The following is a 19,022-nucleotide window of genomic DNA, read 5'->3' as shown; positions in this document are numbered from 1 at the left end:
CGGGTGGGGGCGCCCGTCCGGGCCGGCTTTTACACCGCGGGCCCCTATCGGGGCGGCCCCCCCTCACCCCCCCGCGGGCGCCCCCCCGGATCCCCTTCAGGATCCGGGTGCCCGCCCTCGGTCTCTGTGCGGCAGAGTCGGGTCAGGAACCCGCGGTGCCGCCCAGGTGGTGCACCCGGACCATGTTGGTCGTGCCGGGGACGCCGGGGGGCGAGCCGGCCGTGATGACCAGGGTGTCGCCTGCGTCGTAGGCGCTCAGCTTCACCATCTCGGAGTCCACCAGCTCGACCATCGCGTCGGTGTTGTCCACGTGCGGGACGACGTACGACTCGACGCCCCAGCTCAGGGTGAGCTGGTTGCGGGTGTTGACATCGGTGGTGTACGCCACGATCGGCTGCGCCGCGCGGTAGCGCGAGAGCCGGCGGGCGGTGTCCCCGGACTGGGTGAAGGCGACCAGCGCCTTGCCGTCGAGGAAGTCGGCGATCTCGCAGGCCGCGCGGGCGACGGAGCCGCCCTGGGTACGGGGCTTCTTGCCCGGGACCAGCGGCTGCAGGCCCTTGGAGAGCAACTCCTCCTCGGCCGCGGTGACGATCTTCGACATCGTCTTGACGGCCTCGATCGGGTAGGCGCCGACCGAGGACTCGGCCGACAGCATGACCGCGTCCGCGCCGTCGAGGATGGCGTTGGCGACGTCGGAGGCCTCCGCGCGGGTCGGGCGGGAGTTGGTGATCATCGACTCCATCATCTGGGTGGCGACGATGACCGGCTTGGCGTTGCGGCGGCACATCTCGATGAGCCGCTTCTGCACCATCGGGACCTTCTCGAGCGGGTACTCGACGGCCAGGTCGCCGCGGGCCACCATGACCGCGTCGAAGGCCGCGACCACGGCCTCCATGTTCTCCACGGCCTGGGGCTTCTCGACCTTGGCGATGACCGGGACCCGGCGGCCCTCCTCGTCCATGACGCGGTGGACGTCCTTGACGTCGTTGGCGTCGCGGACGAAGGACAGCGCGACCATGTCGCAGCCCATCCGCAGGGCGAAGCGGAGGTCGTCGACGTCCTTCTCCGACAGGGCGGGGACGTTCACGGCGGCACCGGGCAGGTTGATGCCCTTGTGGTCCGAGATCACACCGCCCTCGATGACGATGGTCTTCACCCGCGGGCCCTCGACCTCGGTCACCCGCAGCTCGACGTTGCCGTCGTTGATCAGGACCTGGTCGCCCTTGGCGACGTCGCCCGGCAGCCCCTTGTAGGTGGTGCCGCAGACGGACTTGTCACCCGGGACGTCCTCGGTGGTGATGGTGAACTCGTCACCGCGCACCAGCTCGACCGGGCCCTCGGCGAAGGTCTCGAGACGGATCTTCGGACCCTGGAGGTCGGCGAGGACGCCGACCGCGCGCCCGGTGTCCGCGGAGACCTTCCGGACGCGGTCGTACCGCTCCTGGTGTTCTGCCTGGGATCCGTGGCTGAAGTTGAAACGGGCCACGTTCATACCTGCCTCGATGAGTGCTTTCAGCTGCTCATACGAGTCGACGGCGGGGCCCAGCGTGCAGACGATTTTGGAACGGCGCATGGAGCGGATCCTATCGGGTTTGTTTCGAAGCGGAATATTCCGTCTGGTGGAAACCACAAGTGACTACTGGGTAACCAGCGCGTACGCCTGCGCGGCGATCTCCAGCTCCTCGTCGGTCGGGACCACGGCCACGGCCACCCGCGAGTGCTCCGCGGAGACCAGCCGCGCCTGCGGCGAGCGCACGGCATTGGCCTCGGGGTCCAGCACGAGGCCCAGCTCCGCCAGGCCGTCGATCGCGGCCTCGCGCACCGGGTGGGCGTTCTCGCCGACCCCGGCCGTGAAGGCCACCGCGTCCACCCGGCCCAGCACCGCCGCGTACGCGCCGATGTACTTCTTCAGGCGGTGGACGTACGCCGCGAAGGCGAGCCGCGCCGCCTCGTCGCCCTCGCCCGCGCGCCGCAGCACCTCGCGCATGTCGTTGTCGCCGCACAGCCCCAGCAGACCGCTCTTCTTGTTCAGGAGCGAATCGATCTCATCCACCGAGAAGCCGCCCACCCGCGCCAGGTGGAAGATGACCGCCGGGTCCAGGTCGCCCGAACGGGTGCCCATGACCAGGCCCTCCAGCGGGGTCAGTCCCATCGAGGTCTCCACGCACACCCCGCCCCGCACGGCCGAGGCCGAGGCCCCGTTGCCCAGGTGCAGCACGATCACGTTGACCTCCTCGACCGGCCTGCCCAGCAGCGCGGCCGTGGCCCGCGAGACGTAGGCGTGCGAGGTGCCGTGGAAGCCGTAGCGCCGGATCGCGTACTTCTCCGCGGTCGCGGCGTCGATCGCGTACCGGGCCACGTGCTCGGGCATCGTCGCGTGGAAGGCCGTGTCGAAGACCGCCACCTGCGGGACGTCGGGGCGCAGGTGGTGGGCCACCTCGATGCCGGTCACGTTCGCCGGGTTGTGCAGCGGGGCCAGCGGGATCAGGCTGCGGATCTCCGCCAGCACCTCGTCGTCGATGACCGTCGGGGCGGTGAACCGGGTCCCGCCGTGCACCACGCGGTGCCCGACGGCGGCCAGCTCGGGGGAGTCCAGGCCCATCCCGTCGGCGGCGAGCTCCTGCGCGACCGCCTGCAGCGCGGCCTCGTGGTCGGCGATCGCGCCCACCCGCTCCCGCCGGCCGCCCGCGGCGCCCGGGCCGGCCAGCGGCTCGTGCACCAGCCGCGAGGTCGTCTCGCCGATCCGCTCCACCAGGCCGACGGCCAGGCGGGAGGAGTCCGCCATGTCGAGCAGCTGGTACTTCACCGACGAGGAGCCGGAGTTGAGGACGAGGACGCGCGATGCGGTGGTCACGGTGGGAGGTCTTTCCTTCGGGTGGGTGACGTGGGGTGAGGGGGAGCGGGAGGGCGTACGGGACGGCGTCGGGTCAGGCGCCGGGGGCCGGCGCCGGTGCGCCCCCGCCCTGCGCCTGGATCGCGGTGATCGCCACGGTGGTGACGATGTCCTGCACCAGGGCGCCGCGCGAGAGGTCGTTGACCGGCTTGCGCAGGCCCTGGAGCACCGGGCCGACCGCGACGGCGCCCGCCGAGCGCTGCACGGCCTTGTAGGTGTTGTTGCCCGTGTTGAGGTCGGGGAAGATCAGCACGGTCGCCCGGCCGGCCACGTCCGACCCGGGGAGCTTGGTCGCGGCGACCGACGGCTCGACGGCGGCGTCGTACTGGATCGGGCCCTCGACCGGCAGGTCGGGCCGCCGGGAGCGGATGATCTCGGTGGCCTTGCGGACCTTGTCCACGTCCGCGCCGCTGCCCGAGGTGCCGGTCGAGTACGACAGCATCGCGATCCGCGGCTCGACGCCGAAGGCGGCCGCGGTCGCCGCCGACTGCACGGCGATGTCGGCGAGTTGCTCGGCGTTCGGGTCGGGGTTGACCGCGCAGTCGCCGTACACGAGCACCTGGTCGGCCAGGCACATGAAGAAGACGGAGGAGACGATCGAGGCCTCCGGCTTCGTCTTGATGATCTCGAAGGCCGGGCGGATGGTGGCCGCGGTGGAGTGCACCGAGCCGGAGACCATGCCGTCGGCCAGGCCCTCCTGGACCATCAGGGTGCCGAAGTAGTTGGCGTCGGTGACCACGTCGGCCGCCAGGTCGACCGTCATGCCCTTGTGGGCGCGGGCCCGGGCGTAGAACTCGGCGAACCGCTCGCGCAGCGGCGAGGTCGCCGGGTCGATCAGCTGCGCCGCCGAGATGTCGACGCCCAGGTCGGCGGCCTTCTTCAGGATCGCCTGCTCCTCGCCCAGCAGGGTCAGCTCGCACACCCCGCGGCGCAGCACCACGTCCGCGGCGCGCAGCACGCGCTCCTCGGTGCCCTCGGGCAGGACGACGCGGCGCCGGTCGGAGCGGGCCCGCTCCAGCAGCTCGTGCTCGAACATCATCGGGGTCACCCGCTCGGAGCGGGCCACCGACAGCAGCCTGCGCAGCTCGGCGGTGTCCACGTGCCGCTCGAACAGGCCGAGCGCGGTCTCGAGCTTGCGCGGGGTCGCGGTGTTCAGCCGGCTCTGCAGAGAGAAGAGCTCGGCAGCGGTCGGGAAGCTGTTGCCGGACACCGACACCACGGGCGTGCCCGGCGCCAGCTTCGAGGCGAGGGTCAGGACCTCCTGGCTCGGCCGCTCGTTCAGGGTCAGCAGGACGCCCGCGATCGGCGGCGTGCCCGAGGTGTGCGCGGCGAGCGCGCCGACGACCAGGTCGGAGCGGTCGCCGGGGGTGACGACCAGGCAGCCGGGGGTCAGGGCGTTCAGGAAGTTCGGCAGCATGGCGCCGCCGAAGACGAAGTCGAGGGCGTCGCGGGCCAGTCCGGCGTCGTCGCCGAGGAGCACCTCGCCGCCGAGCGCCCTGGTGATCTGGGCGACGGTCGGGGCGGAGAGCGACTTGTCCTCCGGCAGCACGTAGCAGGGCACGGGCAGCCGGGCGGCAAGCCGCTCGGCTATGCGGTCGCGGTCCTCGGCGGCCACCCGGTTGACCACCATCGCCACGACGTGGCAGCCCAGGCTCTCGAAGGCCCGGTGGGCACTGCGGGCCTCGGCGCCCACCGCCTCGGCGGGTGCCTTGGCGCCGCCGACGACGGGTACGACGACGGCCCCCAGCTCGTTGGCGATGCGGGCGTTGAGCGCCAGCTCGTCGGGGAGGTTGGTGTCGGCGTAGTCGGTGCCGAGGACGAGCATGACCTCGTAGTCGCGGGCCGCGCGGTGGTAGCGGTCGACGAGCCGGGAGACGAGCTCGTCCGTGCCCTTCTCGGCCAGGATGGCCGAGGCCTCCCGGTACTCCATGCCGTACGCCGTAGAGGCGTCCTGGTCCAGGCGGTAGCGGGACCGCAGCAGCTCGAAGAGCCGGTCGGGTGCGTCGTGCAGCAGCGGCCGGTAGACGCCGACGCGCGCCGTCTGGCGGGTCAGCAGCTCCATGATCCCCAGCTCGACGACCTGCCGGCCGTCCCCCCGCTCGATACCGGTCACATACACGCTGCGCGTCACGCGGGCTCTCCGTCCGTCGTCCTCGTCGATTTTCCCCGATAGGGTGGTCTTTCCCTCTTGACAATACCCCCGCGGATGGATAGGGCGCCCCCCGGGAAAAGGGCCTTTCGGGGCGGGACGAAAGGCCCGGTAGGGGGTGCGTGGCGCCGCGGGCGCGTGGAACAAGTGGATACAAGTGGAAGAATCAGACACGCTTCACCAACCAGGAGCAGGAGACACAGGACGATGCGCATCGGAGTTCTCACAGCGGGCGGCGACTGCCCCGGCCTGAACGCCGTCATCCGGTCGGTCGTGCACCGTGCCCTGGTCGGGCACGGCGACGAGGTCATCGGCTTCGAGGACGGCTTCAAGGGCCTCCTGGACGGCCACTACCGCCCCCTCGACATCAACGCGGTCAGCGGGATCCTGGCCCGCGGCGGCACCATCCTCGGCTCGGCCCGCATGGAGCGCGCCCGCCTCCACGAAGCCGCCGAGAACGCCCGGGAACTGGCGACGCGGTACGGCCTGGACGCCCTCATCCCGATCGGCGGCGAGGGCACCCTGACCGCCTCCCGGATGCTGTCCGACGCCGGGATGCCGGTGGTCGGCGTCCCGAAGACCATCGACAACGACATCTCCGCCACCGACCGCACCTTCGGCTTCGACACCGCCGTCACCGTGGCCACCGAGGCCATAGACCGCCTGAAGACGACCGCCGAGTCGCACCAGCGCGTGATGGTCGTCGAGGTCATGGGCCGGCACGCGGGCTGGATCGCCCTGGAGTCCGGCATGGCCGGCGGCGCCCACGGGATCTGCCTGCCGGAGCGCCGCTTCGAGGTGGACGCGCTGGTGAAGATGGTGGAGGAACGCTTCGCCCGCGGCAAGAAGTTCGCGGTCATCTGCGTCGCGGAGGGTGCGCACCCGGCCGAGGGCTCCATGCCGTACGAGAAGGGCGAGATCGACGCGTACGGACACGAGCGCTTCGCCGGCATCGGCAACCGGCTCGCGGTCGAGCTGGAGCACCGCCTCGGCAAGGAGGCCCGCCCGGTCATCCTCGGCCACGTCCAGCGCGGCGGCGTCCCCACCGCGTACGACCGCGTCCTCGCCACCCGCTTCGGCTGGCACGCCGTGGAGGCCGTGCACCGCGGCGACTTCGGCAACATGACGGCCCTGCGCGGCACCGACATCGTCATGGCCCCGCTCGCCTCGGCCATCACCGAACTGAAGCGGGTCCCGGAGAACCGCATGTACGAGGCCGAGTCGGTCTTCTGACGCCCGTCCGGCCGTGGTGCGGGGTCTACTCCGCGCCCGAGGCGGAGGACCAGAAGCGGGTCACGATGTCCGCGAGGAACTCGCGGCCCGCGTCGCCCGTGGCGGCCTCGCCGGCGGCCCCGCCCCAGCTGAGGGTGGCCACCATCGTGGACTGGTACTCGGTGTGCAGCCGCTCCAGCACCGGCTCCAGGTGCTGCCGGGGCACCGGCAGCAGCTTGGCGAGCGGCTTGACGTACGCCTGCCAGCGCGTGGTGGCCGCGCTGCGCAGGATCTCGGCGAGCTCCTCCTGCTTGCCGGTGGCCGCCACGAACTGCGCCAGCGTCAGGCCGAGGACCTGGGCCAGGGCGACGGACTGCCGCTCGTTGCCCTTCCAGCGTCCGCTGTCCTCCATCTTCTGGTAGGAGCCCGTGTCCAGCCCGATGCGCCGGGCCAGTTCGTCCGCGGCGAGCCCCCGGGCCATCCGGTGCTCCCGCAGTGTCACCGGCTCGGCGAGCAGCTCCCCGGGCGCGCACCACAGCACGCCGGCGAGCGCGGTCAGCTCGGCGGAGCTCGGCGATGCCTCGCCGCGCTCCCAGGCCATCACGGTCTCGGGATCGACGGCCAGGCCGTACTGCGCGCGCAGGCCGTAGGCGACGTGGCCGGGTGCCATGCCCAGGGCCGCGCGCAGTCGGCGCGCGGCGGGGGCATTGAAGGGTGGGCTGGATTGCACACGGCACACCGTAGGAGTGGCCAAGGGGTGGCGACTACAGACCGTTCAAACAAGGACAGAACTCGTAGGAAACTCCTATGGAGTTCCGTGCATTCGTCCGGTTTCCCGGCGACTGTCCGGTAATCGGTGCCCCTCTAGATCCACTTCAGAGCGTACGGTTCCGGCCGCCCGCTGCGATACCCCTGTGCGCGATCTTCACCGATCCCGCGCACACTCCCCGTGAACCCGTGGCCCATTCCCTACGTGATCCATACCGGGGCCCTCGCATACGGGGGTGGCGAGGGCCCCGCCCCTCCTCGCCCTTGCCTTGACGTCCGCGTCAAGGATTACGGTCGCTGCATGCGCATCGGCGAACTGGCGGAGCGGGCCGGGACCAGCACCCGGACCCTGCGGTACTACGAGTCGCGCGGCCTGCTGCCCGCGCGGCGGGCGGCGAACGGCTACCGCAGCTACGACGAGGAGGACCTGCGCCTGCTGCGCCAGATCCGCATCCTCCAGGACTTCGGCTTCGACCTGGAGGAGACCCGTCCGTTCGTCGACTGCCTGCGCGCCGGCCACCCCGCCGGGGACTCCTGCCCGGCGTCCCTGGCCGTCTACCGGCGCAAGCTCGCCGAGCTCGACGCGCTGATCGGCCGACTGGCCGACGTACGCGAGCAGGTGGCGCACCAGCTCGCGGAGGCCGAGCAGGCCGCCGGGGAGGCCGCCGTGCCGCGCTGCGAAATGACCGTCCACACGACCGAGGGAAGAGGGAAGACATGATCCACGCCGCTGGTGTTGCGGAAGTGACCGACGCCGACTTCGAGGCGGAGGTGCTCGGCGAGCGCGGCCGGCCCGTGCTCGTCGAGTTCACCGCGGACTGGTGCGGGCCCTGCCGGCAGCTCGCCCCCGTGCTCTCCGCCGTGGCCGCCGAGCAGGCCGACCGGCTCAAGGTCGTCCAGATCGACGCGGACACCAACCCCGACACCGTCACCCGCTACGGGGTGCTGTCCATGCCGACCCTGATCGTCTTCCGCGACGGCGAGCCCGTGCAGCAGATGGTCGGGGCCCGGCCCAAGCGCCGCCTGCTCCAGGAGCTCGAAGCGGTGACGGCGCCGGGCCCGGCGGTGGCGGCTACGGCCTGAACCAGACCGTGGCCAGCGGCGGCAGCGTCAGGCGCAGGCTCGCCGGGCGGCCCTGCGCCGGCACCGGCTCGGGCCGCAGCGGCTGCGCATGGCGCACACCGCTGCCGCCGTAGAGCTCCAGGTCCGTGTTGAGGACCTCCCGCCACAGCGGCACCTCCTCCGGGACGCCGATCCGGTAGCCGTGCCGCACCACCGGCGAGAAGTTCGACACGCACAGCAGCTGCGAACCGTCGTGCGCGTACCGCAGGAAGGCGAAGACGTTGTCGTCCGCCGCGTCCGCGTCGACCCACGCGAAGCCCTCCGGCACGGTGTCCCGCTCCCACAGGGCGGGCGCCGCCGCGTAGGTCCGGTTCAGGTCGCGCACCAGGGTCCGCACGCCCTGGTGGTCGCCGGCCGCCGAATACGCGGGGTCCAGCAGCCACCAGTCCGGCCCGCCGGCCTCCGACCACTCGCTGCCCTGGGCGAACTCCTGCCCCATGAACAGCAGTTGCTTGCCCGGATGGGCCCACATGAAGCCCAGGTACGCCCGGTGCGAGGCCCGCTGCTGCCACCAGTCCCCGGGCATCCTCGACACCAGCGAGCCCTTGCCGTGCACCACCTCGTCGTGCGAGATCGGCAGCACGTAGTTCTCGCTGTACGCGTACACCATCCCGAAGGTCATGTCGTGGTGGTGGTACTTGCGGTGCACCGAGTCCTTCGACACGTACCGCAGCGTGTCGTGCATCCAGCCCATGTTCCACTTCAGCCCGAAGCCGAGCCCGCCCACGTCCGTCGGCCGGGTCACGCCCTCCCACGCCGTGGACTCCTCCGCGATCGTCACCACGCCCGGGCAGCGCCGGTAGACGACCGCGTTCATCTCCTTCAGCAGCGCCACCGCGTCCAGGTTCTCCCGCCCGCCGTGCTCGTTGGGCGCCCACTCGCCCTCGCCGCGCGAGTAGTCCAGGTAGAGCATGGAGGCCACCGCATCCACCCGCAGCCCGTCCACGTGGAACTCCTGGCACCAGTACACGGCGTTGGCGACGAGGAAGTTGCGGACCTCCTTGCGGCCGTAGTCGAACTCCAGCGTCCCCCAGTCGGGGTGCGCCGCCCGCCGCGGGTCCTGGGGCTCGTACAGCGGCCGCCCGTCGAACTCGGCGAGCGCCCAGTCGTCGCGCGGGAAGTGCGCCGGCACCCAGTCGACGATCACCCCGATCCCCGCCAGGTGCAGCGCGTCCACCAGCGCCCGGAAGTCGTCCGGGCCGCCCATCCGCGAGGTCGGCGCGTAGTAGCCGGTGACCTGGTAGCCCCACGAGCCGCCGAAGGGGTGCTCGGCGATCGGCATCAGCTCCACGTGCGTGAAGCCGAGCTCCTTGACGTACGCGGGCAGCTGCTCGGCCAGCTCCCGGTACGACAGCCCCGGGCGCCAGGAGCCCAGGTGCACCTCGTACACCGAGAACGGGGCCTGGTGCACCGGGCGGGCGCCGCGGGTCGCCATCCACTCCTCGTCGCGCCAGCGGTAGTGCGAGGCCGTGACGATCGAGGCGGTGGCCGGCGGGACCTCCGCGCGCTGCGCCATCGGGTCGGCCCGCAGGGTGTGGCTGCCGTCCGGGCGCGTGATGTCGTACTTGTACAGCGTGCCCTCGCCCACCCCCGGCAGGAACAGCTCCCACACCCCCGAGGAGCCGAGCGAGCGCATCGGCTGGCCCACCGGGTCCCAGTAGGAGAAGTCCCCGGTGACCCGGACGCCCTGCGCGTTCGGCGCCCACACCGTGAAGCGGGTGCCGGCCACCCCCTGGTGCTCCATCGGCCGGGCGCCGAGCGCCGTCCACAGCTCCTCGTGCCGGCCCTCGCCGATCAGGTGCAGGTCCAGCTCGCCGAGCGCGGGCAGGAAGCGGTACGGGTCGTGCACCTCGATCTCGTCGCCGTCGTACGCCACGAGCAGCCGGTAGTCCGGCACCTCGGCCAGCGGCAGCAGCCCCGAGAACAGCCCGTCGCCGTCGTCGTGGAGCCCGGCCCGAAGGCCCTTGGCGATGACGGTGACGGCCTTGGCGAACGGGCGCAGGACCCGGATGGCCACCCCGCCCCGCTGGGTCCGGGCCCCGAGCACCGCGTGCGGATCGTGGTGGCGGCCCTCCAGCAGCCGGGCTCGTTCCCCGTCGTCGAGCGCGGGCGCCGGCCGCACCCCGTGCGGCGGCGCGGCGGTCCGGCGGGCCCGGGGCGTACGGGGCGTACGGGCGGTGCGCGCGGGCGCGGGGGCGGACTCGGCTGCGTCCGGGGGCGCGGCCGCGGGTGCGGCCTCGGCGCGGACGGTCGGTGACGGCTGTCGTGCGGCGCTCACGAGAGCGGCCTCCTCGGGGGCTTCGGGTGGGGGTGGGGGGCGGGACTGCCGGGGGGCGGGGGCGGCGGCACGCGGTGGGCCGGGCGCTCCCGTTCGGCGAGGCGGCGGATGGCCGCCATCGGGACGTGCAGCCAGTCGGGGCGGTGCCGGGACTCGTAGCGGGCCTCGTACACCGCCTTGTCGGTCTCGTACGCGCGCAGCAGGACCGGGTCCTCGCGCGGGTCGCGGCCGGTGGTGCGGGCGTAGCCCTCGCAGAACGCGGCCCGGCAGGCGTCCGCCCAGGCCGGGGCGAAGGGGCGGTGGGAGCGGGCCGCGTAGTCGAACGAGCGCAGTATCCCGGCGATGTCGCGCACGGCGGGTTCGGGCCGGCGGCGGTCTGCGAGCGGCCGGGCCGGCTCGCCCTCGAAGTCGATCAGGGCCCAGCTGCCGTCGGCGGTGCGCAGGGTCTGGCCCAGGTGCAGGTCGCCGTGGATCCGCTGGGCGGGCACCCCGCTCCCGCGGGAGGCGGCCAGGGCGTCGAAGGCGCCCCGCAGCCCGTCCTCGTACGGCCGCAGCGCCGGCACCTCGCGGACGGTGGCCGCGAGCCGGGCCGTCATCCCGGCGGCGAGCCGGGCGGTCTGCTCCGGGCCCAGCGCGAGGGTGGGCAGGGCAGTGGCGAGCGCGCTGTGCACCTCGGCGGTGGCCCGGCCCAGGGCGTGCGCCTCGGCGGTGAAGTCGGCGCCCGCGCCGAGCCGGCGCAGCGCCAGCTGCCAGCCGTCGTCGGACCCGCGCAGGTAGGGCTGGAGCACGCCCAGGGTCAGCGGCTCGGCGCCGGCCAGCTCGGCCTCGTACCAGGCGACCGGCGCGGGAACGCGGGTGCAGCCGGCGGCGGCGAGTGCTCTGGGCAGCTCCAGGTCCGGGTTGACGCCGGGCCCGACCCGGCGGAAGACCTTCAGGATGTACGAATCCCCGTAGATCAGCGAGGAGTTGGTCTGCTCGCCGGACAGCGGCCGCGGGGTGCTCCCGTCGGGGATCAGGGCGGCCGGGTCCCGGTCGAAGCGGAGCGGTCCGTGGCTGCCGGGGGTGCGCAACCGTTCCAGCATCAGCGCGGCGAGCCGCGGGTCTCCGAGCCCCTCGTAGACGGCGTGGCCGGCGTACGGGCCCTGCTCGGCGTGGCCGATGAGGGCGGGCGCCAGGGCCGGCGGGAGCGGCGCGGGGCGCACCCCGAGCAGCAGCTGGTAGCAGTCCGCGGCCCCGTCGGCGCAGTCGACGCCGACGAGCAGGTGCAGCAGCCCGGGGGTGGTCCCGGGCGGCAGCAGCTCGACGGCGCTGACCAGGCGGAGCCGGGTGATCGCGCGCCCCTTGCCGGCGAACCAGCGCTGCCCGGGGAGCCAGGCCCGCAGCATGGCCTCCAGCGGTTTGAGCGGGACGGCGGCCAGGCTGCCCTGGCGGCTCCGGGCGGATGCAGCCTCCGACATGGCGTCGTCCTTTCCCCGGGCCGTCACAGAATGCGCAGAGTGTCCCGGATGGCGAGGGTTGCTGTCCGGTGGTGGGTGAGTGTCGGGTCAGGATGATCCGTACAGGGGCGGGCCGTTGACCCGTTCGTGTTGCCCGCCCCCTGTGGCGTGCGGCGCCGGTCCGTTCCCGCGGCGGTGCGCGTGCCGGCCGGCGCCCGCGCCTACTCGCCCCGCAGGCGGAACCAGTAGAAGCCGTGCCCCGCGAGGGTGAGCAGGTACGGCCACTCGCCGATCGGCGGGAAGCGCACGTCACCGGTGAGCTCCACCGGGACCCGCCCGTTGAACGACCGCAGGTCCAGCTCGGTGGGCTGGGCGAAGCGGGAGAAGTTGTGCACGCACAGCACGAGGTCGTCCCCGTACTCGCGCAGGAACGCCAGCACCGCCGGGTTGGACGACGGCAGTTCGGTGTACGAGCCGAGGCCGAAGGCCGGGTTCGCCTTGCGGACCTCGATGAGCCTGCGGGTCCAGTGCAGCAGGGAGGACGGCGAGGACATCGCCGCCTCGACGTTGGTGACCGTGTACCCGTAGACCGGGTCCATGATGACGGGCAGGTTCAGCCTGCCCGGATCGCAGGAGGAGAAACCCGCGTTGCGGTCGGGGGTCCACTGCATCGGGGTGCGGACCCCGTCGCGGTCGCCGAGCCAGATGTTGTCTCCCATGCCGATCTCGTCGCCGTAGTAGAGGATCGGCGAGCCGGGCAGGGACAGCAGCAGGGCGGTGAACAGCTCGATCTGGTGCCGGTCGTTGTCGAGCAGCGGGGCGAGCCGGCGCCGGATGCCGATGTTGGCCCGCATGCGCGGGTCCTTGGCGTACTCGGCGTACATGTAGTCGCGCTCTTCGTCCGTGACCATCTCGAGCGTCAGCTCGTCGTGGTTGCGCAGGAAGATGCCCCACTGGCAGCGGTCCGGGATCTCGGGGGTCTTGGCCAGGATCTCGGAGACCGGGTAGCGGGACTCTCTTCGCACGGCCATGAAGATGCGCGGCATGACGGGGAAGTGGAACGCCATGTGGCATTCGTCCCCGCCGGCGGCGTAGCTCCCGAAGTAGTCGACGACGTCCTCGGGCCACTGGTTGGCCTCGGCGAGCAGGACGGTGTCGGGGTAGTGCGCGTCGATCTCGGTGCGCACTCTCTTGAGGAACTCGTGGGTGCGGGGGAGGTTCTCGCAGTTGGTGCCCTCCTCGGCGAAGAGGTAGGGCACGGCGTCGAGCCGGAAGCCGTCGATGCCGAGGTCCAGCCAGAAGCGCAGGGCGGAGATGATCTCCTCCTGGACGGCCGGGTTCTCGTAGTTGAGGTCGGGCTGGTGCGAGAAGAACCGGTGCCAGTAGTACTGCTTGCGGACCGGGTCGTAGGTCCAGTTCGACGTCTCGGTGTCGACGAAGATGATGCGGGCGTCCTGGTACTGCTTGTCGTTGTCCGCCCACATGTAGTAGTCCCCGTACGGCCCGTCCGGGTCCTTGCGGGACTGCTGGAACCACTCGTGCTGGTCGCTCGTGTGGTTCATGACGAAGTCGATGATCACCCGCATGCCCCGCTGGTGCGCGGCGTCCACGAACTCCACGAAGTCGGCGAGATCGCCGAACTCGGGCAGCACGGAGGTGTAGTCGGAGACGTCGTAGCCCCCGTCCCGCAGGGGCGAGGCGAAGAACGGCGGCAGCCAGAGGCAGTCGACGCCCAGCCACTGCAGGTAGTCCAGCTTCTGCGTGAGCCCCTTGAGGTCCCCGACGCCGTCGCCGTTGCTGTCGTGGAAGGAGCGGACCAGGACCTCGTAGAAGACGGCCCGCTTGAACCAGTCGGGGTCGCGGTCCTTGGCTGGGGTGTCCTCGAAGGTGTCGTGGACGGGATCGTTGATCATCATGTGGTGGGTGACCCTCCGGTGGGCGGGGACGGTCGCAGAGCGGCCAGTACGTGCGCGGGTGTGCGGCCCGGCTCTAGGCGCACGTAGTTCGCCCTGCCCCAGTGATAGGTCTCGCCGGTGAGCTCGTCGCGCACCGCGAGGGACCCGTGCCAGTCGAGGCCGAGTGCCGGCATGTCCAACGAGACGGTCGCCTCCTGGGTGTGGTGCGGATCGAGGTTGACGACCACCAGTACGGAATTGGTGCCCGCCCGCTTCGAATAGGCGATCACCTGGTCGTTGTCGGTCGAGTGGAAATGGATGTCGCGCAGCTGCTGCAGGGCGGCGTTGCGCCGGCGCACCCGGTTCAGCGTGGTGATCAGCGGGGCGATGGTCGTGCCGTCGCGGTCGGCTGCGGCCCAGTCGCGGGGCCGCAGCTCGTACTTCTCGGAGTGCATGTACTCCTCGCTGCCCTCGCGGACCGGGGTGTTCTCGCACAGCTCGTAGCCGGCGTAGACGCCCCAGGTGGGGGAGAGGGTGGCGGCGAGGACGGCGCGGACCTCGAAGGCGGGGCGGCCGCCGTGCTGGAGGTAGGCGTGCAGGATGTCCGGCGTGTTGACGAAGAAGTTCGGCCGCATGACGGACGCCGAGCGGTCGTCGGAGAGCTCGGTCAGGTACTCGGTCAGCTCGGCCTTGGTGTTGCGCCAGGTGAAGTACGTGTAGGACTGCTGGAAGCCGATCGCGGCGAGTGCGCGCATCATGGCGGGCCGGGTGAAGGCCTCGGCCAGGAAGATCACGTCCGGATCCGTCTTGTTGATGTCCGCGATCACCTTCTGCCAGAAGACGACCGGCTTGGTGTGCGGATTGTCCACCCGGAAGATGCGGACGCCGTGGTTCATCCAGTGCCGCAGGATGCGGACGGTCTCCTCGACGATGCCGGCCATGTCGGTGTCGAAGTGGATCGGGTAGATGTCCTGGTACTTCTTCGGCGGGTTCTCGGCGTACGCGATCGTGCCGTCGGCGCGGTGGCGGAACCACTCGGGGTGCTTCTCCACCCACGGGTGGTCGGGCGAGCACTGGAGCGCGAAGTCCAGCGCGACCTCCAGCTGGAGCTCGCGGGCCCGGGCGACGAAGGCGTCGAAGTCCTCCAGCGTGCCCAGCTCGGGGTGGACGGCGTCGTGGCCGCCCTCGGTGGAGCCGATGGCCCACGGCACCCCCGGATCCCAACTTCCCGCCGAGAGTGTGTTGTTCGGGCCCTTGCGGTACGTGCTCCCGATCGGGTGGATCGGCGGCAGGTACACCACGTCGAAGCCCATCGCGGCGATGGCCGGAAGGCGCTCGGCCGCGGTGGCGAACGTTCCGCTCACCGGCGCGGCGCCGGGCTCGACGACGGCCCCCTCGGACCGCGGGAACATCTCGTACCAGGAGCCGAACAGCGCCCGCTTGCGCTCCACGAGCAGCGGCAGGCCCTTGGCGGCCGTGACCAGCTCCCGGTACGGGCGCCGGGCGAGCGCCTCCTCGGCCAGGGGCTCGAGGGCGGCCTCGTACCGCTCGGAGACCGGCCGGTCCTCGTCGCGCATCGCCTCGGCGGCGGCCAGGACGTGCGCCCGCCCGTCCCGCTTGGGGATCCTCGCGGCGGCCCGCTCGTACAGCTCGGCCCCCTCCAGCAGCGTCAGCCCCGGGTCGATCCCGGCGGGGATCTTCACCGCGGCGTGCGCCCGCCAGGTGGCCAGCGGATCGCTCCAGGCCTCGACGGTGTACGTCCACCTCCCCTCGACGTCGGCGGAGACCCGGGCCCCCCACCGGTCGGTGCCGGGGGCGAGCTCGCGCATCGGCACCGGCGGCCGCAGCTTGCCGCTCGGGTCCCGGAGCACGACGTGGGCGGCGACGGCGTCGTGGCCCTCGCGGAACACGGTGGCGGAGATCTCGAAGACCTCGTCCACCACCGCCTTGGCGGGTCTGGCACCGCAGTCGACGGCGGGGCGGACGTCCAGGACGGGAATGCGACCGATCATGATGGGATCACCTGGGGGCAGTTCGCAGGGCTCGGTGTCAACAGCCCGGCCGGGACGACGCCGGCCGGTAGTGCACGCTCTGTTCGCTCTGTTTCTAGCCGCTCGGAAGACGGCTCGGCTGCGGGCATGGCCGCTCCTGTCCGCGTTCACTCGGGTGGCGGGAGAGGGTTGGGCGAGGTGTGCCGTGCAGGTACGCGGGGAGCCCTTCCCACTCTCGACGCGCCCAATCCGCGCACTTGGTTAACTACTCGTACGTAGTCCTGAGGCCTCCACCAAGCCCTTGGCCGACTTCCGGCCAGGCTCCGTCAAGTCCATCGGGACTACCGGAGGTACGCCGGGAAAGCCCCCCGCATGCGCCGGGAACACAACCCGTCCCAGGGGCCACCGGAACCACACGAAGGAGCGAGCCTCGCAATGCGGTCGAGGGCCGCCCGAGGCGCCGTGGCAGCAGGACCGCGGCCGCGGCTAGCCTTCCGGGGGTGTTGTTGCGCGGGCGCACAGCGTGGTGCGGCCGCTCCTGTCCGCCATTGCCTGCGAAGGTGGAACGCGTGAAGGCTATCCGTCGATTCACCGTACGCCCCGTACTCCCCGAACCCCTGCTGCCGCTCGCCGACCTCGCACGCAACCTGCGCTGGTCGTGGCACACGGAGACCCGCGAACTCTTCCAATCCGTCGACCCCGAGGGCTGGCACGCAGCGGGCGGCGACCCCGTCCGGCTGCTCGGCTCCGCATCCGCCTCCCGGCTCGACGAGCTGGCCGGCGACCGGCGGTTCCTGCGCCGCCTCGCCGTCGCCGCCGCCGACCTCGACGACTACGTCCACGGCGCCCGCTGGTACCAGACCCACCAGGACGCCGCCGGCCTGCCCGCCGCCATCGCCTACTTCTCGCCCGAGTTCGGGATCACCGCCGCCCTGCCCCAGTACTCCGGCGGCCTCGGGATCCTGGCCGGCGACCACCTCAAGGCCGCCAGCGACCTCGGCGTCCCCCTCATCGGCGTCGGACTGCTGTACCGGCACGGCTACTTCCGCCAGTCCCTGTCCCGCGACGGCTGGCAGCAGGAGCACTACCCCGTCCTCGACCCCAACGAGCTCCCCCTGTCCCTGCTGCGCGACGGCGAGGGCACACCCGCCCGGGTGTCCCTGAGCCTGCCCGGCGGCCGGGCCCTGCACGCCCACGTCTGGCAGGCCCGCGTCGGCCGGGTCCCGCTGCTCCTGCTCGACTCGGACGTCGAGGACAACGACGCCGCCGCCCGCGAGGTGACCGACCGGCTCTACGGCGGCGGCAGCGACCACCGCCTGCTCCAGGAGATGCTGCTCGGCATCGGAGGCGTGCGCGCGGTGCGCACGTACTGCACCCTGACGGGGCACCCCGCCCCCGAGGTGTTCCACACCAACGAGGGACACGCGGGCTTCCTCGGGCTCGAGCGCATAAGGGAACTCGACGGGGAGCACGGCCTCGGCTTCGACGCGGCCGTCGAGGCCGTCCGGGCCGGCACCGTCTTCACCACCCACACCCCCGTCCCCGCCGGCATCGACCGCTTCGACCGGGCGCTGGTCGCCCGCCACTTCGGCACCGGCGCCGAGCTGGCCGGCCTGCCCGTCGACCGGATCCTCGACCTGGGCGCCGAGACCTACCCCGGGGGCGACCCGGGCGTGTTCAACATGGCCGTGATGGGACTGCGCCTGGCCCAGCGCGCCAACGGCGTCTCCACCCTGCACGGCGCCGTCAGCCGCGGCATGTTCGCCGGGCTGTGGCCGGGATTCGACCCGGCCGACGTCCCCATCACCTCCATCACCAACGGCGTCCACGCGCCGACCTGGGTGGCCCCCGAGGTCGTCCGGCTCGGGGCGCGCCAGATCGGCGCGGGCCGGACCGAGGACGCCCTCTCCGTGGGCGGCTCCCAGCGCTGGGACGCCGTCGCGGACATCGCCGACCAGGACATCTGGGACCTGCGCCGGGGACTGCGCGAGCAATTGGTGCTGGAGGTACGGGAGCGGCTGCGGGCCTCCTGGCGCCAGCGCGGGGCCGCCGACGCCGAACTCGGCTGGGTGGACGACGTCCTCGACCCGGACGTCCTCACCATCGGCTTCGCCCGCCGCGTGCCCTCGTACAAGCGGCTCACGCTGATGCTGCGCGACCCCGAGCGGCTGCGCGGCCTGCTGCTGGACCCCGACCGGCCCGTGCAGATCGTCGTCGCGGGCAAGGCGCACCCGGCCGACGACGGCGGAAAGCGGCTCGTGCAGGAGCTGGTCCGCTTCGCCGACGACCCGCGGGTGCGCCACCGCATCGTCTTCCTGCCCGACTACGGCATGGCCATGGCACAGAAGCTCTACCCGGGCTGCGACGTCTGGCTGAACAACCCGCTGCGCCCGCTGGAGGCCTGCGGTACGAGCGGGATGAAGGCCGCCCTCAACGGCTGCCTCAACCTGTCGGTCCTGGACGGCTGGTGGGACGAGTGGTTCGAGCCGGACTTCGGCTGGGCCATCCCCACCGCCGACGGGCTCGGCCGGGACGAGGACCGGCGCGACGACCTGGAGGCCGCCGCCCTCTACGAGCTGATCGAGCAGCGGGTCGCGCCCCGGTTCTACGACCGCACGGGCCGCACCGGACTGCCCGTGCGCTGGATCGAGATGGTCCGGCGCACCCTGGTCTCCCTCGGCCCCAAGGTCCTCGCCGGGCGGATGGTGCGCGAGTACGTGGAGCGGCTGTACGCGCCGGCCGCGCGCGCCCACCGGGCGCTGAACCCGGCGGCGGCCCGGGACCTGGCCTGGTGGAAGGGCCGGGTCCGGGCGGCCTGGCCGCAGCTCGCCGTCGAGCACGTGGAGGCGCTGGCCGCGGCTCCCGTGAACGGCACCGCCGAACTCGGCGCCACCCTCACGCTGCGGGTGCGGGTGGCGCTCGACGCGCTGGCGCCCGAGGACGTGGAGGTGCAGGCCGTCGCGGGCCGGGTGGACGCGCAGGACGTGATCCAGGGCGGGCGGCCGTTCCCGCTCAAGCCGGCCGCCGGACCGGACCTGGAGGGCCGCTGGACGTACGAGGGCCCGCTCGCCCTCGACCGCACCGGGCCCTTCGGCTACACCGTCCGGATCCTGCCCGCCCACCCGCTGCTGGCCTCCCCGGCCGAACTGGGGCTGGTCGCGGCCCCGGCGGACGCCGGCGCGGCCGGTGACGCGGGCGCGCAGGACGGCGTACTGCTGCGCTAGCCGGCACCGGCTCCGGCTGTAGCTCCGGTTGTGGCTGCGGCCTGGGCCGCGGTG

12 protein-coding genes are annotated in these 19,022 nt (G+C 72.4%); 4 read left to right on the top strand and 8 right to left on the bottom strand.

Annotated elements, in window-relative coordinates:
- Nucleotides 1-142 precede the first annotated feature (142 nt).
- From pyk to pta, 3 genes are all read right to left on the bottom strand, one after another.
- On the bottom strand, nucleotides 143-1,573 hold the full coding sequence (gene pyk, locus ABZ924_RS14165; protein WP_361908068.1) for a pyruvate kinase: 1,431 nt from the start codon (nucleotides 1,571-1,573) through the stop codon (nucleotides 143-145).
- A 63-nt stretch (nucleotides 1,574-1,636) separates the two neighbouring features.
- A complete protein-coding gene (locus ABZ924_RS14160; protein ID WP_361908065.1) occupies nucleotides 1,637-2,854 on the bottom strand; it encodes an acetate kinase in 1,218 nt (405 codons plus the stop codon).
- 73 nt (nucleotides 2,855-2,927) lie between these two features.
- Nucleotides 2,928-5,024, bottom strand: a complete 2,097-nt coding sequence (pta, locus tag ABZ924_RS14155; protein ID WP_361908062.1) for a phosphate acetyltransferase — start codon at nucleotides 5,022-5,024, stop codon at nucleotides 2,928-2,930.
- 225 nt (nucleotides 5,025-5,249) lie between these two features.
- Between pta and ABZ924_RS14150 the strand changes: the two genes are divergently transcribed.
- Nucleotides 5,250-6,275: an ATP-dependent 6-phosphofructokinase gene (locus tag ABZ924_RS14150; RefSeq protein WP_361908059.1), complete on the top strand. Its 1,026-nt coding sequence runs from the start codon at nucleotides 5,250-5,252 to the stop codon at nucleotides 6,273-6,275.
- A gap of 25 nt (nucleotides 6,276-6,300) precedes the next feature.
- On the opposite strand, the gene ABZ924_RS14145 is transcribed toward ABZ924_RS14150, so the two are convergent.
- A complete protein-coding gene (locus tag ABZ924_RS14145; protein WP_361908090.1) occupies nucleotides 6,301-6,924 on the bottom strand; it encodes a helix-turn-helix transcriptional regulator in 624 nt (207 codons plus the stop codon).
- 399 nt (nucleotides 6,925-7,323) lie between these two features.
- On the opposite strand from ABZ924_RS14145, the gene ABZ924_RS14140 reads away from it, so the two are divergent.
- Both ABZ924_RS14140 and trxA read left to right on the top strand, forming a co-directional pair.
- Nucleotides 7,324-7,743: a MerR family transcriptional regulator gene (locus ABZ924_RS14140; protein WP_361908056.1), complete on the top strand. Its 420-nt coding sequence runs from the start codon at nucleotides 7,324-7,326 to the stop codon at nucleotides 7,741-7,743.
- The gene (gene trxA / locus ABZ924_RS14135) at nucleotides 7,740-8,105 is read left to right on the top strand and encodes a thioredoxin (protein WP_361908053.1); all 366 of its coding nucleotides are present in this window, start codon (nucleotides 7,740-7,742) and stop codon (nucleotides 8,103-8,105) included. The genes ABZ924_RS14140 and trxA overlap by 4 nt, the downstream gene beginning before the upstream one ends.
- Here trxA and glgB read toward each other — a convergent pair.
- The 4 genes from glgB to ABZ924_RS14115 form a co-directional block, all read right to left on the bottom strand.
- Nucleotides 8,095-10,422 (bottom strand): 1,4-alpha-glucan branching enzyme, encoded by a 2,328-nt coding sequence (gene glgB / locus ABZ924_RS14130; RefSeq protein ID WP_361908050.1) that lies wholly within the window; start codon nucleotides 10,420-10,422, stop codon nucleotides 8,095-8,097. The two genes, trxA and glgB, sit on opposite strands and share 11 nt — an antisense overlap.
- Complete coding sequence (locus tag ABZ924_RS14125; protein WP_361908047.1) at nucleotides 10,419-11,879, bottom strand: maltokinase; 1,461 nt, start codon at nucleotides 11,877-11,879, stop codon at nucleotides 10,419-10,421. Before ABZ924_RS14125 ends, glgB begins: the two co-directional genes overlap by 4 nt.
- A gap of 200 nt (nucleotides 11,880-12,079) precedes the next feature.
- Nucleotides 12,080-13,774: a maltose alpha-D-glucosyltransferase gene (treS, locus tag ABZ924_RS14120; protein ID WP_361908045.1), complete on the bottom strand. Its 1,695-nt coding sequence runs from the start codon at nucleotides 13,772-13,774 to the stop codon at nucleotides 12,080-12,082.
- The gene (locus ABZ924_RS14115; RefSeq protein WP_361908042.1) at nucleotides 13,771-15,765 is read right to left on the bottom strand and encodes an alpha-1,4-glucan--maltose-1-phosphate maltosyltransferase; all 1,995 of its coding nucleotides are present in this window, start codon (nucleotides 15,763-15,765) and stop codon (nucleotides 13,771-13,773) included. Before ABZ924_RS14115 ends, treS begins: the two co-directional genes overlap by 4 nt.
- A 548-nt stretch (nucleotides 15,766-16,313) precedes the next feature.
- Between ABZ924_RS14115 and glgP the strand changes: the two genes are divergently transcribed.
- The gene (gene glgP / locus ABZ924_RS14110) at nucleotides 16,314-18,968 is read left to right on the top strand and encodes an alpha-glucan family phosphorylase (RefSeq protein ID WP_361908039.1); all 2,655 of its coding nucleotides are present in this window, start codon (nucleotides 16,314-16,316) and stop codon (nucleotides 18,966-18,968) included.
- Nucleotides 18,969-19,022: the final 54 nt, after the last annotated feature.

It is taken from the genome of Streptomyces sp. NPDC046876 (genome assembly GCF_040645035.1).
Taxonomy (GTDB): domain Bacteria; phylum Actinomycetota; class Actinomycetes; order Streptomycetales; family Streptomycetaceae; genus Streptomyces.
This window is presented reverse-complemented; position numbering and strand designations above follow the sequence as displayed.

Coding starts and splice junctions, on each gene's coding strand:
- pyk (WP_361908068.1), bottom strand. CDS start 1,573: ATGCGCCGTTCCAAAATCGTCTGCACGCTGGGCCCCGCCGTCGACTCG.
- ABZ924_RS14150 (WP_361908059.1), top strand. CDS start 5,250: ATGCGCATCGGAGTTCTCACAGCGGGCGGCGACTGCCCCGGCCTGAAC.
- ABZ924_RS14145 (WP_361908090.1), bottom strand. CDS start 6,924: ATGGCACCCGGCCACGTCGCCTACGGCCTGCGCGCGCAGTACGGCCTG.
- ABZ924_RS14140 (WP_361908056.1), top strand. CDS start 7,324: ATGCGCATCGGCGAACTGGCGGAGCGGGCCGGGACCAGCACCCGGACC.
- trxA (WP_361908053.1), top strand. CDS start 7,740: ATGATCCACGCCGCTGGTGTTGCGGAAGTGACCGACGCCGACTTCGAG.
- ABZ924_RS14125 (WP_361908047.1), bottom strand. CDS start 11,879: ATGTCGGAGGCTGCATCCGCCCGGAGCCGCCAGGGCAGCCTGGCCGCC.
- treS (WP_361908045.1), bottom strand. CDS start 13,774: ATGATGATCAACGATCCCGTCCACGACACCTTCGAGGACACCCCAGCC.
- ABZ924_RS14115 (WP_361908042.1), bottom strand. CDS start 15,765: ATGATCGGTCGCATTCCCGTCCTGGACGTCCGCCCCGCCGTCGACTGC.